At 43.6% G+C, this 19,906-nt stretch carries 11 protein-coding genes; all 11 read left to right on the forward strand.

The window, feature by feature from the left end; genetic code table 11:
• The first annotated feature begins 10 nt into the window (after positions 1 to 10).
• The 11 genes from FRX45_RS08265 (at position 11) to FRX45_RS08315 (ending at position 19,836) form a co-directional block, all read left to right on the forward strand.
• Positions 11 to 913, forward strand: coding sequence for an alpha/beta hydrolase (locus tag FRX45_RS08265; protein ID WP_152267924.1), 903 nt, complete (start codon positions 11 to 13; stop codon positions 911 to 913).
• Positions 914 to 1,005: 92 nt separating this feature from the next.
• Complete coding sequence (locus FRX45_RS08270) at positions 1,006 to 1,587, forward strand: RNA polymerase sigma factor (RefSeq protein ID WP_152267925.1); 582 nt, start codon at positions 1,006 to 1,008, stop codon at positions 1,585 to 1,587.
• Between the two features lie 116 nt (positions 1,588 to 1,703).
• Complete coding sequence (locus FRX45_RS08275) at positions 1,704 to 2,948, forward strand: FecR family protein (RefSeq protein WP_152267926.1); 1,245 nt, start codon at positions 1,704 to 1,706, stop codon at positions 2,946 to 2,948.
• A 142-nt stretch (positions 2,949 to 3,090) separates the two neighbouring features.
• On the forward strand, positions 3,091 to 6,597 hold the full coding sequence (locus FRX45_RS08280) for a TonB-dependent receptor (RefSeq protein WP_226805107.1): 3,507 nt from the start codon (positions 3,091 to 3,093) through the stop codon (positions 6,595 to 6,597).
• Positions 6,598 to 6,616: 19 nt separating this feature from the next.
• On the forward strand, positions 6,617 to 8,515 hold the full coding sequence (locus FRX45_RS08285) for a RagB/SusD family nutrient uptake outer membrane protein (protein ID WP_152267927.1): 1,899 nt from the start codon (positions 6,617 to 6,619) through the stop codon (positions 8,513 to 8,515).
• 38 nt (positions 8,516 to 8,553) lie between these two features.
• Positions 8,554 to 11,679, forward strand: coding sequence for a SusC/RagA family TonB-linked outer membrane protein (locus FRX45_RS08290; RefSeq protein ID WP_152267928.1), 3,126 nt, complete (start codon positions 8,554 to 8,556; stop codon positions 11,677 to 11,679).
• Between the two features lie 158 nt (positions 11,680 to 11,837).
• Positions 11,838 to 13,607, forward strand: a complete 1,770-nt coding sequence (locus tag FRX45_RS08295; protein ID WP_152267929.1) for a RagB/SusD family nutrient uptake outer membrane protein — start codon at positions 11,838 to 11,840, stop codon at positions 13,605 to 13,607.
• Between the two features lie 254 nt (positions 13,608 to 13,861).
• Positions 13,862 to 13,984 carry a hypothetical protein gene (locus FRX45_RS23695; protein WP_262884198.1) on the forward strand — a complete coding sequence of 41 codons (123 nt, stop codon included), beginning with the start codon at positions 13,862 to 13,864 and terminating at the stop codon, positions 13,982 to 13,984.
• A 61-nt stretch (positions 13,985 to 14,045) separates the two neighbouring features.
• Positions 14,046 to 16,049, forward strand: coding sequence for a glycoside hydrolase family 71/99 protein (locus FRX45_RS08305; RefSeq protein WP_152267931.1), 2,004 nt, complete (start codon positions 14,046 to 14,048; stop codon positions 16,047 to 16,049).
• A 49-nt stretch (positions 16,050 to 16,098) separates the two neighbouring features.
• The gene (locus FRX45_RS08310) at positions 16,099 to 17,877 is read left to right on the forward strand and encodes a glycoside hydrolase family 71/99 protein (RefSeq protein WP_152267932.1); all 1,779 of its coding nucleotides are present in this window, start codon (positions 16,099 to 16,101) and stop codon (positions 17,875 to 17,877) included.
• Positions 17,878 to 18,096: 219 nt separating this feature from the next.
• Positions 18,097 to 19,836, forward strand: coding sequence for a hypothetical protein (locus FRX45_RS08315; RefSeq protein WP_152267933.1), 1,740 nt, complete (start codon positions 18,097 to 18,099; stop codon positions 19,834 to 19,836).
• Positions 19,837 to 19,906: the final 70 nt, after the last annotated feature.

The following is a 19,906-nucleotide window of genomic DNA, read 5'->3' on the forward strand; positions in this document are numbered from 1 at the left end:
TTTTAAGTTTATGCGTTTACAATTATCCTTGTGTGTTTTTATTTTGACGGTTGGTTTGCAAACTTCTTTTGCACAACAAACGATTCCTCTATACGAAGAAAATATTCCGGGAGCATTAAACGCTCCCAGTGAAGAACGCTATGATTCTGCTAATGCAGTTGCTTTTAAAGTGTTTACGCCAACATTAACCGTTTATCTTCCACCAAAAGAAAAAGCGAATGGTGCAGCAGTAATAGTTTGTCCCGGGGGCGGATATGGTGCGCTGGTAATGAACAAAGAGGGATTTGCTATTGCTGAATATTTTGCAAAGCAGGGCGTAGCGGCATTTGTATTGAAATACAGGCTGCCCGATGATAAAATAATGAAAGACAAAAGCGCTGGCCCCTTGCAGGATGCTCAGCAAGCTATAACCCTGATAAGGCAAAATGCCCGGCAATGGAATGTAGATACAACGAAGGTTGGTATTATGGGATTTTCGGCCGGCGGACACCTGGCTTCTACTGCCGGTACGCATTTTAATCACCCTGTTATTGCCGTTAAACCACGGGTAAGTGTTCGTCCTGATTTTATGATATTGGTATATCCTGTCATCAGTATGACAGACAGCCTGGGGCATCGTGGATCAAGGGATAACCTGCTTGGTAAAAATCCATCTTCCGAAAAAATACAATTATTCTCCAATGAACTGCAGGTTACAGCACAAACACCACCCGCTTTCTTAATTCATGCCGGCGATGATAAAGTAGTGGATGTAGACAACAGCATTTCCTTTTATGAAGCATTGCGGCATAAAAAAATTCCTTCCGAAATGCATATTTATCCTAAAGGCGATCACGGCTTTGTTTTGAAAATGCCTGTAGAAGAATGGATGAATGTTTGTACAAAATGGATGAAGCATAGCGGGTTCCTGTAATGGCAACTGACCGTCCTGCCCCTAAGTGCAGGATGGTTGTGCAAACGAAGTCGTTTATTTTTGAACAACATTAACGATCCTTTTGGGTTATTATGCTTGCCCATAATGTACATAACGATACCAAACTGCTGCAATCATTGAAGTCCGGTGATCAGTCTGCATTTAATGCACTCTACGAATTATATGCAGCTTCATTAACTGGTTATGCAGCCTCAAGGTTAGCCTCCCTTGAAGAAGCCCGGGACATTATACACGATCTTTTTGTATATATATGGGACGAAAGAGCCAGCATTACCATCACCACTTCCTTCAAATCTTTTCTTTTTGCTGCTGTACGGTATCGCATCATTGATCATATCCGTAAAAATATTACCCGTCGCGAGTACGCAGAAATGACGCAGCGCCTTACTAATGATTTTATTAATAATGCAGAAGATGAATTGACTGCTAAAAATCTTAATCAAACGCTGGAGCTTGCGGTAAATAACCTCCCGTTGCGTACCAAAGAAATATACCGGTTAAGCCGTCACCGCCAATTGGCTGTTAAGGAAATTGCATGCCAGCTTCATCTTTCTGAACAAACCGTAAAAAACCAGCTTACCACAGCACTCAGTTATCTGCGTGCCTCATTGGAAAGACTGGCTGTATTGGCAGTGTTGTTATTGTTGCACTAATGTAACGATATTGTTATTTTTTATTTTTTTATAGTACTACTCCTCTTTTCATCCGACTAATTACCAGGAATTATTTTTCAATAGTCCGGTTCCCTGTTTTTAATGCTGTAGAACTAATGAGTATTTCGCAGATCAAAAGTTTATTAGACCGTTATATCGCAGGCAATGTCACTTCGCAGGAGCAAAAACTTGTGGAGCAATGGCTGGAAGAAAATAGCCAGCACAATACGGAATGGCAGTTAATGAATAATAAGGACAAAGCCATATGGTTGTTAGAGCTATACCATGATATTAATGATAGCATTACCAATAAAGAAGCTGAAGAGGGAAATGATAGCCTTATAGATCCATCGCTTCCCTGGTATAAGAAATTCTGGCTTCCTGTGGCGGCCATGCTTATTGTAAGCATTGGCACAGGTATTTATTATTTTTTGCTTCCCCGGCACGAAAGAACAGTACCCGTAAGCGTTACTGTTCCACCATTGCAAAATGATGCGCTTCCGGGAACCAATAAGGCGATACTTACCCTGGACAATGGGAAAACAATATTGCTGGATGATTCACAGGATGGCGTACTGGCAAAGCAGGGCGGTACTGCTGTTCGCAAACAGGGAGAAAATTTAATGTACAATGCAAAAGGAAGTGCTGATAAACCTGCACCGGCAGTGTTTAACACATTAACAACACCACGTGGGGGGCAATATAAACTGGTATTATCGGATGGAAGCAAAGTATGGTTGAATGCGTCTTCATCTATACGTTATCCTGCCTCTTTTGCCGGTGATGAAAGAAAAGTGGAAATAACAGGCGAAGTATACTTTGAAATAAGTCATCTTACTGCTGAGACCTCAAAGGGGAAGGCAGCGAAAAGAATACCCTTTAAAGTAAAAATAAATACGCCGGGCAGAAACGGAGCGGAAGTTGAAGTGCTGGGTACCCATTTTAATATAAATGCTTATGATGACGAAGATGCAATAAGCACAACCCTGCTTGAAGGAAGTATAAAAATATCGCCATCCAAACCGAAAGAAAAATCATTGGAGGCTGTTATTATTAAACCGGGGCAGCAGGCCAGGCTTAATAAAACCGGGTCGCTGCAATTGCTGAAAGACGTGAATCTGGAAGAAACGGTAGCATGGAAGAATGGATTATTTATGATGAGCAGCGCTGCTATCCCTGCTGTATTGCGCCAGTTAGCACGCTGGTACGATGTTGATATAGTTTACGATAATGGTATACCGGAAGGACGTATCACCGGTGATATTCCCAGGGATATGAATTTATCGGAAGTATTAAAAGTAATGGAACTCAGCGGGGTTCATTTTAAAATTGATAACAAAAAGATTATCGTGAACCCGTAAAAGATAAACTTATTATTAGTAAAAGCGTGATCTGAAAAACCGAAGTCCCGCGGCAACGGAACTCCGGCAAGTATTCAGGTTAACCTCTTAATAATAATCGTAGCGGATCATTTTATTCATTTAACCTAAACTAAGCAAAACTATGCGATTGATTGCGTTTCGCAAAGCATTATCCTGCACGAGGCGGGTGCGTATGTTTCTTCATCCCAAAACATGGCTGATTATGAGGTTGACCATTGTTTTATTAATTGCTGCCTGCATGCAGGTGCACGCCAGTGGATACGCCCAGCGTATTTCCTTGTCAGCGCAAAATACTTCCCTCGAAAAAGTACTGCAAAAGATCAGGAAGCAATCAAAGCTTCATATGGTGTACAGGGAAGAATGGCTGGATCTTGCCGGAAAAGTGACCTTATCACTTAAAGATGTTTCCATTGAAGAGGCTTTGGAAGCCAGCTTCAAAAACCAACCATTAACTTATGAACTGGTTGGCAATACCATAGTAGTAAAGAAAAGGGAGCGTTACAATGTTGCCGCTCCTTTGCCGCCTGCTGTTGCAGAAGTTCCGGCCATTGTTATTACAGGCCGGGTAACAGGCGGCGATGGGACCCCTCTCGGCAATGTAAGTGTTATGTTAAAAGGCAGCACAACAGGCGTAACCACCGATGCCAATGGTTCATTCAGCATCAATGTACCCAATGAAAAAGCAGTGCTCGTATTTTCATCTGTTGGGTTCCAGATACAGGAGCTTACCGTAGGCAATAGAAAAAATATTGAGATCGTATTATTGCCTGCTGTTTCTGAATTGGAAGATGTGGTGGTAGTGGCATATGGCTCGCAAAAGAAAGTATCGGTAACCGGTGCTGTTTCTTCTGTAAATTCCGATGAGCTCAGGCAAAGCTCTTCTGCAAGCCTTGCCAATGCTTTGGCAGGAAGACTCTCGGGATTAACCTCCATTCAGTCGGGCGGTGGCCAACCTGGCCGCGATGACGCTACCATGTATTTGCGTGGGGCTGCTACTACAAACGGGCAGTCACCGCTTATTCTTATAGATGGTGTGCCAAGAGACAATATACGAACACTGGATCCTAACGAGGTAGAGTCTGTTTCTATTTTAAAAGATGCTTCTTCAACAGCCGTATTTGGGGTAAGGGGTGCCAATGGCGTTATTCTCATCACTACCAAACGTGGTTCTATAGGAAAAACAAAGCTGACCATTAATGCTGAACAGAGTTTTACTTCCTTCACCCGCGAACCAGAGCGCCTTCATTCGCTTGATTATATGCGTTTGAGAAATGAAGCAGCCGCCAATGATGGTATTACGGATATTCCTTTTCCGCAGGAGGTAATGGATAAATATGCCAACCCGCTTGCCGGGCTTGATCCGAATGATCCTGATTACGAAAGCAAGGCGGCGCTCAGAAGATATATCTATCCCGACCACGATTATTACCGTGAATATATTGCACGCTATTCCCCGCAAACCCGCGTAAACGTAAGCGCCAGCGGCGGTACCAGCAAGCTCTCTTATTTTGTGAATGGTGTATACCTTCACCAGGGTGGTAACCTCAAAACAGAGCCGGAATCGGTGCTGGGTTATGATGCTTCTTCCTGGATGGATCGCTATAACTTCAGGGCTAACCTGGACTATAAAATAACATCTAACCTTAAGGCATTTTTAAATATCGGAAGCTATATTGAACAGGTGAATATGCCTGCAGCATGGCTGTATGGAGGCGATACCCACTGGATGATCTCAGATCTTATGTACCAGGCGCAAACCATTCTTCCCATAACGCCCGGACCAACTACTATTGATGGCTATGGCGTAGCACCGGGCCAAATTGTGGACCCGGGTTATATGGATCGTTCAGCCTTTGAGATCATGAACCGTTTTGGATACCGCAACGAAGTAAGATCTAATTTGAATAGTTCCTTTGGACTGGATTGGGATTTAAGTGAAACTGTAACAGAAGGGTTAAGCATAAAGGGCATGATTTCCTACGATTCAAAGGCAACCACTGCCATGCAGGGAAGCAAATCGGAACGGCTTTACCTTGCTAATGTTAATTACGAAACAGACGAGTTAAGCTATGCCATTAAGCGTTCCGATGAAAGCTTGCTTTCATTGGTGAAAGGAGCCGATTCGCGTTATAATATTAACCTCCAGGGTTCTGTTAACTATAAACAACAGTTCGGAAAGCACGATGTTGGTGGTCTGGTTCTGGTGCAGCGCGATAACTGGGAATCAACACTCGGAGAAATACCATTCAACGTATTGGGTGTTGCGGCAAGAGCAACCTATGGTTACGATAACCGCTATCTGGCCGAAGTAAATATGGGCTACAACGGTTCAGAACAATTTGCACCCAGCCATCGCTTTGGCTTTTTTCCCGCGGTATCTGCAGGATGGGTAGTGAGCAATGAGGCATTCATGCAACCTTTCTCAAATGTTGTTTCCAACCTTAAATTCAGGGCCTCTTATGGTAAAGTGGGTAATGACAGGATGGGCAATGCCCGCTTTCTATACCAGGATAACATTACTATGGGGGGAGGGCCACTGGGCAGTTTAGGTTTGGGGCAGGGTGTTAACCAGGGACTTTTGGGAAATCCAAATATAAGCTGGGAAGTGGCCGAAAAGCAAAACTTTGGTGTGGATTTCGGTCTCTTTGGTGACCTAAACATTTCCTTCGATTATTTTGTAGAAAACAGGAGCCAGATACTGATCTCCAGGGGAACGATTCCTGAACTACAGGGTGTGCCACTAGGCAATATTCCGAAAGCAAATTTGGGACGGGTTGATAACCGGGGTTATGAAATTGAACTGACCTACAACAAGTCGCTCTCTAAAGATTTTTCCTTAACAGTTAGAGGCAATTTTGGCTATAATCATAATACGGTGAAGTTTGTAGATGAATCCATGCGCGATGACACCTATGCATATCAATACAGGAGCACAGGCTATGCACTCGGGCAACAATGGGGCTACAAAATTGACTACAGCAACGGCAACGGCTATTTTAACAGCCAGCAGGAACTGGATGCCTATCTTGCTAAAACGGCCTATGGTTTTGGCGTACCCCGATTGGGCGATTTTATATACCAGGATTTAAACGGCGATGGCACCATTGATGCCAAAGATGAGGCGCCCATTAAATACACCAGCATTCCTGGTATAACCTATGGATTTTCGTTGGGTTTGCGGTATAAGGGCTTTGATTTTACAGCATTTTTCCAGGGTGTAGGACGATATTCCAGTATGTTTGGCAGTCCACAGGGTGTATATGAATATATTATACGAGGCACCTATTTCGGCTATCACAAAACCGCGTGGACACCTGAACGTTATGCCAGCGGTGAAAAGATCACCTACCCCGCTTTAAGCACACATACTACCACCAATCACCGGGCGAACGACTTCTTTATTATGAACCGCGCCTTTACAAGGTTAAAGAATATTGAACTGGCATATACGCTTCCCGCCAGATCCCTTACAAAAATTGGCGTACAGGAACTGCGATTGTACGTAAGCGGACAAAATCTTATTACCTGGGATCATTTGCCTTTAAATCATCTTGATCCGGAAAATGTAGGATCAATAGATTATCCTGTAACCAGGATGGCAAATATTGGCGTAAACATTACTTTCTAACAATTTAGATAAAGCAATTATGAAAATTAAACAAATCATATTATTGTTAACCGTGTCGTTGCTTACACTGGAGTCCTGTAAAAAGGCGCTGGATATGGCGCCCGACGGAAAGGTTACAATGGATGAAATTTTTTCCGACAACGATAAAACGGCTGCATTTCTGAACAGTTGCTATAATAATATGCCGGCAAAAGGAACCCGGTACTTTTTCTGGAGCCGCGGACCTGTGGTATGGAGTGATGATGCCTGGGATACGGATGCGGAAGCGGAGTCCTGGATCATGGCAGGACGCATGTACAACGGCGATGCATCTGCCGGCAGTCACCCGATAACCAATATCAGCACAGATGCAGGCAATGGCGACTATTGGGCAAGATATTGGAGCGCTATACGCAACTGTACTATTTTTATCAGCCGCATTGATGAAGCTGCTGTAAAAAATGAAGCTGACCGCAGCCGGTGGAAAGCTGAAGCACATTTGCTGAGGGCATACTATTACGCTGAATTGCTGAAATGGTTTGGACCCGTTTTACCTGTTAGCCGTGAACCTTTTGAGTTTTCGGATGACTTTTCTAGCCTTGAAAAAGCAAGTTATTATGATGTGGCCAAGTTTATTATGGAAGATTGTGATGTGGCCATAAATACAGCAGAATTACCCTGGAGAATTACCACCAATGGTGAAGCAGGGCGTGTTAATAAAGCCATGGCCGAAGCCATCAAATCGAAGATGATCCTCTTTGCAGCCAGCCCGCTTAATAATGGTGGCGCCAATTACTGGCAGGAAGCATACGAGGTTAATAAAGCTTCACTTCAAAACCTGCGCAGCAACGGCTATGAATTATACAACAAAGTAAATCTGCCCCAAACCTATCTTTCCGATGTTGCTTTTATAGGTCCTGATAAAAATGAAAAATCAGCGCTCTACAATGAATATTTCACACAAAACATGGCGTATACAGCCAATCCTGTAGATAAAGAAACGATATACCAAAGCAGGGATGGTCAGGGAAACATCTGGAATATTGATGGTATAGGCGCACAGGATGGTTATAAATCCGGCACCTGTCCTTCACAGGAACTGGTAGATTCCTATGAAACGATTGACGGGAAGCCTGTTCTTAATCTTGAAAATCCCTACCTCGATGAAAAGCATCTCCAGCCCAACTACAATACGGATAATGCTTTATATGATCCAAACAATCCTTACGAAAACCGTGACCCCCGTTTTTATGCTTCCATTTATTATAATGGTTCTAAAAGAAAATGTTTCTGGAATTTTTCGGAATCGCCGGAATCGCCTGAAAATTACCCTGCGGGCATTGGTAATCGCACAAGAGTTATTGCCACCTATGTTGGTGAACCGCAAACGGGTATTGATGGCACTGTAAGAAAAGCTACCCGCACAGGATATTTCGAACGCAAGTTTTTGCATCCCAATTCAGGAGGAGATAACCCCGTGGGAGGCGCTAACTGGAAACTCTTCCGCCTGGGAGAGGTGATCCTCAATTTTGCGGAAGCCGCTGCAGAAGCCGACCAGTTAACAGAAGCGGCTGATGCCGTTAATGAAATAAGAAGAAGAGCAGGAATGCCTGATTTACCGGCCGGACTTTCAAAAGATGAACTCATCCGGCGTGTGCGTAATGAACGCAGGGTAGAACTGGCGATGGAAGAAAACCGTTATTTCGATATACGGCGCTGGACGGAACCCGGTGGCGATCTGTCTAAAACAGACAAGTGGATCACCGCGATGGAAATCAAGCGCAACAATGATGGTAGCTATACATATGGCCGCCGCACGGTACGCGATTCGGAGCGTAAATGTTATACCAATAAATTTTTGTGGGTACCCATGCCGCTTGCCGAAGCCAATCGCCTGCTCTCTATTACAGGAGAAAACTGGCAGAACGCGGGTTGGTAAATAGTAAACAGGTTTAATTGACTTACAACGATACATACATGCAACATACATCAACGATAACAATCAAAACAATACGGCTGCTTGCATTTTTGCTGATCTATTTCTGCGGATCAGCACTGCATGCACAAACACCATCTACCACCGTAAGCGGTAAGGTTACCGATGCATTTGGTAAACCGCTTTCAGGTGTATTGATCAATTCCTCAAATGGAAAAAACGGGACATCCACCGACAGAAATGGCGAATACAATATCATTGTGGATGATAACAGCGATATACTCGTTTTTTCAAACAGGCGCTACACTACTCAAAAAATAGCAATTGGCGATAAAGAAAATATCAATATCAAACTCCTGCAGGATATATATGGAAGAGATGACGTGATTGAACTGGGCTATACATCTCAATTGCGGAAGGAAGTTTCCGGGGCTGTATCTGCTATTACCGGGGAGGAGCTCGAAAGCGCTCCTGTTGCCAACTTTACACAAACTTTGGCCGGCCGGCTTGCGGGACTTACCACGCAGGAAACATTTTCAGAATTGTCGCGTGCCAATACCAATTTATATGTAAGAGGTCTTTCCTCCGCCCGTTTGAACGGACCGCTGGTTATTATAGATGGAATTATATGTGCCTACAACAGCAATCAAACGCTGGAATATATATCTCCCAATGAAATTGAATCGGTTACCCTTCTTAAAGATGCGTCTACTCAGGCGTTGTATGGCATACAGGGTGCTAACGGTTTAATTGTTATTAAAACCAAACGTGGCAGAAAAGGGGAGTTGCAGATCAAAGGAAGATTCGACCAGTCTGTACAGCAGGTAACAACAAAGCCTGCTTTTTACGATGCCGCAAGCTATGCGGAAATGAGAAACCAGGCTGCGTTTAATGACGGGCAGGGTCAGAACTATTTTTATTCTCCTGAACAAATTGAAAATTATCGTTCGGGTGCTAATAAAGATTTGTATCCGAATAACAACTGGTACAACCAGTACATGAAAGACATGGCATCCATGCAGCGTGCCAGTGTTAATTTATCGGGTGGAAACGATAAGATACTTTTCTACTCCAATATCAATTTCATGCACCAGGGCGGGCAGTTTAAAACGGATCAATCCAAATACAACCCCAATGCAAACAATGTATGGTTTAACTACAGGTCCAATGTAGATATGACCATTAATAAATACCTGAAAGCTTTTGTACGGCTGAGTGGTAATATTAAAAGAGAACGTACGCCCGGCGCCAGCAATGAAGCTGTTTACAGCAGCATTTTCCAGATACCTTCAAATGTATATGGCCCGGTTACGCCGCCCGAAGTTGATAAGGGCACTGGTGAAATGATTGATGATGGCGGTAAGGTTATCACAACAGAAAGAGTAGCTTCTCCTACATATGGCATGCTTAACCGTACCGGTTACCGAAGACATACAGTAACCAATATAACTTCGCAGTTTGGGCTGGATCTTGATATGGGCTTTCTTACCAAAGGATTAAACCTGAGTGGTGTATTTGCTTATCAAACCAATTCCGTAGGCAGCTTGTCTACCACGCAAAATTATGAACGCTGGGTAAGAACAGATAATGCCGATACACTGGCATTTATTAAAAAAGGCGGAGAAACCAATACACCGCTTGCATATAGTAAATCGCATTCTTATTATTACCATCTTACCTATAATACCGCTTTGAATTATAAGCGCGATTTTGGCAAACACAATATTAGCGGCATGGCCTATATGTTCTATCAAAATCTTACAAAAGCCGATGTGAGTTCACCGTGGTTGCTTCCTTATAACCGGGTGAGCTCGGGCGTTGAAGCTACTTATGGGTATGATAACAGGTATTTGGTAAAGTTTGATATTGGATATTCAGGATCGGAGCAGTATGAACGCAGCCAGCGTTATATTGCAACACCTGCTGTATCGGCTGCATGGGTAGTCTCTAATGAAGCTTTTTTGCAGAACACAGCGTGGTTAAGTAATCTTAAATTAAGAGCCTCGTATGGCAAAACGGCCAATGATCAAAGTGGGCTTAACCGTTATGCATATCTCGACAATGTAACCGTAAGCGGGGGAGGCCCAATCGGCTATCTCCAGTATTATATTAATGAAAATCAAAGAGGCAATCCTTATATCCAGGCGGAGATTTCTACGAAGAAAAACTTTGGTATTGACCTGGGTTTGTTCAATTCAATTTCTGTTTCTGTAGATGTATTCAACGAGAAGATGGAGAACATGATTGTAAGCGCGGTATCTACCATACCCAGCTACCAGGGCATTCCGTTGAATTTTTATCCGAGTACCAATTCCGGAACATTTAAAAACACGGGATATGAAATTGTTGCCAGTTATGATAAGGTGGTTAACCGCGACCTGTCTTTTTCGGCGGGTGGTATGATGAGTTATGCCAGGAATACACTTGTGAAAGTAAATGAGGCTACCAAAACAACGGATTACGCCTATATAAAATGGCAGGAAGGATATTCTTATGGACAGCAGTTTGGTTACCAGGTTGATTACAGCAATGGTAACGGCTTCTTTAATACACAGGCCGAATTAGACAACAGCAATCTGGAATACGGTTTTGGCAATCCACGATTGGGCGATCTTAAATATAAAGATCTGAACGGAGACAGTAAAATTGATGACCGCGACCAGGCGCCTGTTGGCACAGGAGCATTACCGCGGGTAGTGTATGGAATACATGGAGGATTTAATTATAAGGCATTCGAGTTAAATTTTCTTTTCCAGGGCGTGAGCAATTATTCAACAATGATTGGTGGCACAGGCATTTGGGAAACTTCTTTCGATGGCGTATTTGGAGCTTTGCATGCCAATGCCTGGACGCAGGAGCGGTACGATAACGGAGAAAAAATTAGTTCACCGGCGCTTTCTTTGGCTAAAACAGTTAATCATGAAGCAAGCGATTATTATATCTATAACCGCGCTTACCTGCGACTCAAAAACCTTGAGTTGGCCTATACGCTGCCCGCGTCTTTGGCCAATGCCATTACAGCAGAGAAAGTAAGATTCGTACTGAGCGGGCAAAACCTGGTTACATGGGATAAAATGAAGTCGGATGATTTTGGACCGGAAGGCGGCGGTTACTCCGCATTCCCTGTTTACAAAGTATACAACGTGGGCATTAGTGTAACCTTTTGATGGAGGACAATTTATTAACCTGGATTTTTCATAGCTCATTACATGTGCTAAAATCAAAATAAAAATCTACACATGAAATGAGCCTTGATAATGCTTATCACTAACCAGGATGATTATTTGGCGAATTCCATTTGGCTAAAAAAATAAAAAATAAACAAATGAAACATTATTATAAAATCATTATTTCTTCCATATTCCTGCTTGTTCTGTTTTCCTGCAACAAGAAACTGGATCTGCCCAGTGATGGCCGGATTACCATTGACCAGGTATTCAGCGATTATAACAGAACGCGTGGATATCTTAATTCCTGTTACGGGCATTTACCTGCTCCTTATATGGACAGGGCTTCGTTTACAGATGAAGCGCAGGATGCAGATGACATTACTTCCGGTTCAAGATATACCATGTGGTATGGCGGTAATATTACTTCCCAAACCTATGCCCTGTATTCTTCGGATGGAAGCCCCTGGGCACAACTTTTCCAGGGAATCACCAAGTGCAATACATTTATTGAAAACATAAGAACCGCTACGGTATATGCCAGCGAGGAAGTGAAAGCAGGATGGACAGCGCAGGCGCATACCTTAAGGGCTTTGTATTACCTGCAATTGATCAAGCGATATGGTGGTGTACCTATTTTTGATAAACCTTTGGATATCCTGCACGATTTTAGCAAAGACAACCGTGCTACGTTTGGAGAGGTGGTGAAATTTATTATGGCCGATTGCGATTCGGCGCTGGCTGTACCCAATACACAAAATGGGTTTTCCTGGAACATTTACGATAACCAGTTTGGTATTATGAGCCGTGCTGTAGCATATGCTATTAAATCGCAGGCAATAACGTATGCCGCCAGCCCCTTATGGGCCGATGGCACTTACAGTTGGGCAGATGCGGCCCAGGTAACGGCTGAAGCTTTGCAGCAGTGCCTGGCAAACGGATATAAACTCTTTGATGAAGTACCTGCCTCCGGCATTGCACAAAACTCTTACGCGTTGTACTTTTTTACAACATCCAACGATCAGCGTGCTGTGGATAAAGAAACTATATACCAGGGTGGTGGTCAAATGCAGGTATGGAAATTTGCCGGGCTGCCCAGTACCCCGGGTATGGAAAAAGCAGGCCCATGTCCTACGCAGGAACTGGTAGACAGTTATGAAATGGCCAATGGCGAAGCGCCCATCAGCGGGTATTCAGATGCCAGCCGCCTGATTCCCATTGTCAATCCTGCTTCAGGATACGATGAAACAAATCCCTATGCCGGCCGCGACCCCAGGTTTTATGCTTCTATTTATTACAATGGTGCAGTGCGGAACCTGGATCAGCCCGCCGGGAAAAAAGTAGAAACATATGTGGGTGGTGAAGAAGAGATATCAGCACTAAACCGTAAGCATACACGAACCGGTTATTACCAGCGTAAGTTTAATAATTATAAGTCTGGACAAAACAATGACGCCGACGGTGCTATACGGTTGTTTCGTTTGGCCGAGCTGTACTTAAATTTTGCAGAAGCCGCTAACCAGTCTGTTGGGCCGGATGCAGCGGTTACAGCCAACGGACAGTCCATGACGGCAAGAGAAGCCGTAAGTGCAGTAAGGGCAAGAGTTGGAATGCCTGCTTTTCCGATAGGCATGTCTAAGGAAGATTTTGATAAAAAATACCGTAATGAACGAAGGATAGAATTGGCATTTGAAGAGCATCGTTTCTTCGATGTTCGCCGCTGGAAAATATTAAACCAGACAGATCAGTTTGTTACAGGTGTTGAGATCACGAAAAATGGGGCAGACTTTACATACAACCGCTTCAAATTTGAAGACAGGGATTGTTCGTCAGATAAATACCTGATGTACCCCATTGACCAGGATGAAGTAAATAAAATAATCGGTCTTTCTGATGTGAACTGGCAGAATCCGGGATGGCTGGATTAGTGTGGTGAGTAGGGAGTGGTGAATGGTGAATAGTGAGACGTGAAAGGTGAGAAGTGAAAGGTGAGTGGTGAGAAGAGAGACGTGAGAAGTGAAATGTTGAGTGAACAACATTATTGAAACAGACATGATGTTTTTTGAATAGTTAACTGTAAATTTTTCATAAACGAGGCTATAAATCTCCGATGGTAATTTTCTCAGGCAGTTGGTTCAACTTACCGCTCCTGGCTTTTCAGGGGCGGTATATTTTTACCCGTATGAATGATTTTTTTACTGCTGTTTGCGGTCACATTAATCCCCGGAAAAAACAATACCTGTCTTACGCTTATGGTCCGGACTGGGGTAAGTGGAATACAGCATGGCACCCTGTTCGTTTTTAATATAGTACTATAACATCCGCTAATGTAAAACCCGGGTGTTGCATTAAACCTGTTTAACATTATGAAAAGAAGAATACTGTTTATTGCGCTTGTTGCCTTATTAAGTAAACTGCATGGATATACTCAAACCACCGATGAAAACGATTACCGCGATATATATCCCGACACCTGGGTGGCTACCGATGGCATTGGCAGAACCATGCCGGGGTTTAATGCGGTGGGGCCGGTTAAGCATGATCAGCGCCGTGTTGTGGGCATTTTTTATATCACCTGGCATAGTGATAATCTCGCCAATCTTAAGCCTCCTTATAGTGCCGATGTAACCAAAGTGTTTGCCGAAGATCCATCTGCCCGGCTTGATGCCAAACATCCTTTATGGAAAGAAGGATCATATCACTGGGGCGAACCGGAAGCCGGGTATTTTTTGAGTAAGGATGAATATGTGATCCGCAAAGACATGTCTATGCTTGCCGATGCAGGTGTGGATGTGCTGATCATGGACGTAACCAATGCGGTTCGGTACTGGAGTGAGTGGGACGCTGTTTTTTCGGTAATGCAAAAAATGAAGGCAGAAGGAAATAAAGTGCCTAAATTTTGTTTTTGGGCATTTAACGGACCGGTCATTACAGTAGTCCAGGATTTATACGACAGAATTTACAAAGAAAATAAATACAAAGACCTGTGGTTTCACTGGGACGATAAGCCTTTGATGTTGTATAATGGCGACCCAAGTGTGGATGCAAACGGAAACGGCGTAAAGAATCCCAATCTACATTATGATTCCACGGCATTAACCAACCGCAATAACCCTCATTACGGAAATCCTGATTACACTGAAAAATTTTATAAAGACTATACCAAAGAAGTAAAAAAATATTTTACCCTGCGCACAATGTGGTGGGGATATTATAAATGGGCAGGTAGGCGTTTTGTAGGCACCGAAGATAACTGGAGCTTTGGGTATGATTTGGGTAACGACAAAGTGAAAGCTATGCATCCCGACAGCCTTGTCTCTACACACAATGGAAAAAAAGAGGAAGCGGCCGTTACGCCTGCGCAGCATCCGTCGAGCTTAGTGGGCAAATCCTGGTCCAGGGAAAAAGGAGAGCCGCCGTTAAACCAATATGATCTTCCTGAACCTACCTACGTACCGTGGTTGAAGAAAACGGTAAGCAATCCGGAAGGCTATGGTATTTACTTCCAGGAAAGATGGGAAGAAGCATTGAAAAGCGATCCTCAGTTTTTATATATCAACGACTGGAACGAATGGACTGCAGGCAAGTACCAGCCGGCAGATGGAAAAACATTTGATTTCATGCGCCGCAAAAGTCCCTATTTTTTTGTTGACCAGTACAACGCCGAATTTAACCGTGCCATACAGCCCATGAAAGGCGGCTATACGGATAATTATTACATGCAGATGGCACAAAACATCCGCAGGTATAAAGGTGTGCGTGCCATACCGGAATTAAAAGGATTGTCGAGGATGAAAGTGGATGGAAACTTTGATGACTGGAAAAAAATATCGGTAGAATACCGCGATACCAAAGGCGATGTTTTTCACCGTGATCATAAAGGATACGGTGGTCTGCATTACAGCAACAATTCGGGACGTAACGATATTGTAACCTGTAAAGTAGCAGTAGATAAAAACAATGTATTCTTTTACGCCGAAACAGACCAGCCGCTTACCCCTTCTATTGGCAATAACTGGATGCTGCTGCTGATAGATGCGGATCAGAACCCGGCTACCGGATGGCATGGATATGATTTCCTTATCAATAAAAAAATTAAGGACGATAAAACCACAACCCTGATGCGTTATGATGCCAATACCGCAAGCAATCACTGGACAGAAATCGCCGAACTAACGTATCGATATAACGGCGCTGTGCTGGAGTTGTCTGTTCCGCGCAGCATTTTGGGCTTAAAAGGTGATGGATTTACTTTCGATTATCATTGGGCAGACAATCCCGAAGACCTCGAAACGCCCATTTCGCTTAGCATTAACGGCGACAGTGCACCCAACCGCCGGTTCAACTATCGGAGCATCTGGAAAAAATAAGTTCGGAAAGCAAACAAAATCATTGGTCAGTCACACTAAAAATTAAGAGATGAAATATTGCACAGGTTTATTGCTTCTTGCTTTTTGTATACAATCAAGGGCCCAGTCGCCAGGCATTAGCGCTATAGCCACAGATGCCGTTGGCAGATCTTTACCTGGTTATGAACAAGCAGGCGCACCTAAGAAAGATAGGTTTGTAGGATTGTTTTACTGGACATGGCATACACAACAAAGCAAAAACAATCCACCTTATAACGTTACCGAATACCTTTCGCGCGATCCCAAAGCAATCCATGATTACAATAATCCCATATGGCCCAAAGGCAAAAGTCCCTGGTTTTGGGGCGAGCCTTTGTTTGGTTATTATATTGATACCGATGCATGGGTGTTGCGTAAGCATGCAGAGATGCTTGCCGATGCAGGCGTTGATGTAATCATTTTTGATTGCACCAATGGTAATATTACCTGGAAAGAATCGTATATGAAATTGTGTGAAGTATTTACACAGGCACGGAAAGATGGTGTTAAAACACCTCAAATTGCTTTTATGCTGCCCTTTTGGGTAGGCGTTGGCGGTAAAGAAATATTAAGGGAGATATACAATGATCTGTATAAGCCAGGTAAATACAAAGACCTTTGGTTTAAATGGAAAGGGAAGCCTTTTGTAATGGGATCTCCCGAATTTGCCGAAGACATACCTGGCAGAGCGAATGATCCCGCACTCAAAAAAGAATTGCAGCAATTCTTCACCTTTCGTACGGGTCAGCCGGTATACAACAAAGGCCCCGAAAAACCAGACCATTGGGGATGGCTGGAAATTTACCCGCAGCATGGTTTTGTAAAAAAAGAAGATGGCGGCTTCGAACAGGTAACTGTTGGGGCAGCGCAGAACTGGACTAAGGAAAGAGGGCTAACTGCGTTGAATGCTACCGGTGCTTTTGGCCGTAGCTATACACATGCAAAAGGCCACATTACAGAGCCCGGAGCGGTAAACTATGGGTACAACTTCCAGGAACAGTGGGAGCGGGCGCTGGAAATTGATCCTGAATTTATTTTTATTACAGGATGGAATGAATGGATTGCGGGGAGGTATGATGTTTGGCAGGAGCAAACCAACGCATTTCCCGATGAATTTAACCAGGAAAACAGCCGCGATATTGAACCCATGAAGGGCGGACATGGCGATAATTATTACTACCAGATGGTAAGCAATATCCGAAGGTTTAAAGGTGTACCAGCTACGCAGCCTGTATCTGCGCCTATAACCATTGCCGTTGACGGAAGATTTGCAGAATGGAATAAAGTAACACCGGCTTTCACATCTCACAAAGGCAGTACCATTCACCGCAACAGCGCGGGTTGGGGCAGCTTGCATTATACGAACAATACAGGAAGAAATGATATTGTGCTTGCCAAAGTGGCCAGGGATAATGATCATGTTTATTTTTATGTTGAATCCGCTAAGGCATTAACGCCCAAAACAGACCCTGCATGGATGCGTTTGTTTATTGATATTGATCTGGATAAGAATACCGGGTGGGAAGGATATGATTTTGTGATCAACCGCATTAATCCGGGTAAGAAAGCTATAGTGGAAAAAACGTATGCAGCATGGAACTGGCAAAAAGCCGGTGAGGTGGATTATGCAGTGAATGGCAATAAACTGGAAATTAAAGTACCAAAAGATTTGCTGGGCATTACCGGCGAGCCTGATTTTGGTTTTAAATGGAGCGATAATATGCAGGAGCAGAACAATATCATGGATTTTTGGATCAATGGCGATACAGCGCCTGCCGGAAGATTTAATTATCATTATACAGCAAAATAAAAACGCTGCATGGTTTGCTGCCGGGGCAATCGCCGTGGTACGTGTCTCACGTACCACCACCAGGGCTTCTTTTTATTTAAGTTGACCGGCGACAATTTGAACTTTTCTCACCGGAGGTAAGTGCATCCGTTTCTACTGCCCTGGCTGGTGTCTCCACCACCAGCAGCGACAATTGAATACACCACCTTTAGTTAACTTTTAAAATTGTAGTCAATTCAAATGAGAAAGTTTATCCTTATTGTTTGTATGAGTTGCTTCATTGCTGAATCAGCCATCTCACAAACGCTGGCTGCAACCGACGGGCTGGGTCGTACGCTGGTGCAAAATGATGCCGCAGGAAATCCAAAATCCAATCGTCATGTTGCACTGTTCTATTTTTTGTGGCAGGGCGATAAAGGTTCACCAACATCGCCCAACAACTGGGATTTGCACGAACTGTATACAAACCACCGGGAAGTTTTTGATGATGCCGGTGATCCCAATTGGGGTGGTGGTAAAGGAACTTATTATTTTTGGGGTAAGCCTATTTACGGATATTACCGTGGCGATGATTACTGGGTGCATCTGCGCAATGTTCAACTGCTTACCGATGCAGGCGTAGATATGCTGGTGATAGATGCTACCAACCGGGTTACTTATCCGCTTCAGTCTGAAGCATTGATGAAAGCAATGGATGCAGTGCGGGCACAGGGAAAAAATCCTCCTAAAATTGTGTTCTACACCAATACAGCTTCGGGAGAAACCATGCAGGAGATTTATGAGAATTTTTATAAAGAAGGAGCGCCTTACCGTCATCCGGATTGCTGGTATTATTTAGATAATAAACCCCTGATTATAGGAGTAACCAAAGAAACGGAAGGTAAAGCGTATAAGAATTTTTTCACTTTCAGGGAGTCGCAATGGCCAACGGTGCCCAAAGTACCAAATGGTTGGCCCTGGATTAGTTTTACCCGGAAGCCCGAAGTACACTACAATGAACGTGGTGAAAAAGAAATTATCAACGTGTCTGTGGCGCAACACCCAAATCCCACTGCCGGCATGGGAGGTTCGGCATTCTATGGGAACATGGACAACTGGGGACGCAGTTATCATAACAACACGCATGGCAATCCGGAAACCGATATACGGTATGGTTACAATTTCCAGGAACAATGGGATTATGCGCTTAAGGAAGACATTCCGTTTGTATTTGTTACCGGGTGGAATGAATGGATTGCAGGCCGCTGGAAGAGCATGGATAGTAATCCAAAGCATTCCTGGTTTTGCGACCAGGCAAGTCCTGAATACAGTCGCGATATTGAACCTTCTTTAACCGCCGGACTAAAAGATCATTATTACATGCAAATGGTTAATAACATACGACGGTATAAAGGCGTTGAAAAAAATCTGGCAGACAAGGGATTGATAACAATTCGCAATATGCAGGATTGGAAAAAAGTAGCGCTTGTATATACCGATTATACCGGTGACACACAACACCGCAATCATCCCGGGGCACAGTCAAAACCCGAAACCATTTACACCAGCAATACAGGCCGGAATGACTTTCATATTATAAAAGTGGCAAAGGATGATAAGCATTTATTTTTTTACACCGAAACAGTACATGATATTACAGAGCCATCGGGCAACAACTGGATGCGCCTCTATATTGATTGGGATAAGAATGCCAAAACCGGCTGGAAGGGCTATGATTACCGGGTTGTAAAGGGTACTGTACTGGAACATTATAGCAATGGTAAATGGACAGTCATTAATAAAAAAGCAATCAAGCCTGTTATTAACGGAAACAAAATGATGCTTACGATTCCGCTTTCGCTTTTTAGTAAGTTGGCTGGCCCACTCCGTTTTGAATTTAAATGGACGGATAACATGCAGGAAGAAAACCCTTTAGACTGGTATATCAACGGAGATGCCGCACCGGGAGGCAGATTTAATTATCAGTATACGGCACAATAGATTACACTTCGCTCCTGCTTTTTACAAAGAGCCCAATGTGTAGGATAAAATTAATTTTTCCGGTTACATA

This window comes from Agriterribacter humi, assembly GCF_009192765.1.
In the GTDB taxonomy this organism is placed as follows: Bacteria; Bacteroidota; Bacteroidia; order Chitinophagales; family Chitinophagaceae; genus Agriterribacter; species Agriterribacter humi.

Bases quoted from the DNA above. Each gene is read 5' to 3' on its own strand.
- FRX45_RS08265 (WP_152267924.1), top strand. From the start codon at position 11: ATGCGTTTACAATTATCCTTGTGTGTTTTTATTTTGACGGTTGGTTTG.
- FRX45_RS08270 (WP_152267925.1), top strand. From the start codon at position 1,006: ATGCTTGCCCATAATGTACATAACGATACCAAACTGCTGCAATCATTG.
- FRX45_RS08275 (WP_152267926.1), top strand. From the start codon at position 1,704: ATGAGTATTTCGCAGATCAAAAGTTTATTAGACCGTTATATCGCAGGC.
- FRX45_RS08280 (WP_226805107.1), top strand. From the start codon at position 3,091: ATGCGATTGATTGCGTTTCGCAAAGCATTATCCTGCACGAGGCGGGTG.
- FRX45_RS08285 (WP_152267927.1), top strand. From the start codon at position 6,617: ATGAAAATTAAACAAATCATATTATTGTTAACCGTGTCGTTGCTTACA.
- FRX45_RS08290 (WP_152267928.1), top strand. From the start codon at position 8,554: ATGCAACATACATCAACGATAACAATCAAAACAATACGGCTGCTTGCA.
- FRX45_RS08295 (WP_152267929.1), top strand. From the start codon at position 11,838: ATGAAACATTATTATAAAATCATTATTTCTTCCATATTCCTGCTTGTT.
- FRX45_RS23695 (WP_262884198.1), top strand. From the start codon at position 13,862: ATGAATGATTTTTTTACTGCTGTTTGCGGTCACATTAATCCCCGGAAA.
- FRX45_RS08305 (WP_152267931.1), top strand. From the start codon at position 14,046: ATGAAAAGAAGAATACTGTTTATTGCGCTTGTTGCCTTATTAAGTAAA.
- FRX45_RS08310 (WP_152267932.1), top strand. From the start codon at position 16,099: ATGAAATATTGCACAGGTTTATTGCTTCTTGCTTTTTGTATACAATCA.
- FRX45_RS08315 (WP_152267933.1), top strand. From the start codon at position 18,097: ATGAGAAAGTTTATCCTTATTGTTTGTATGAGTTGCTTCATTGCTGAA.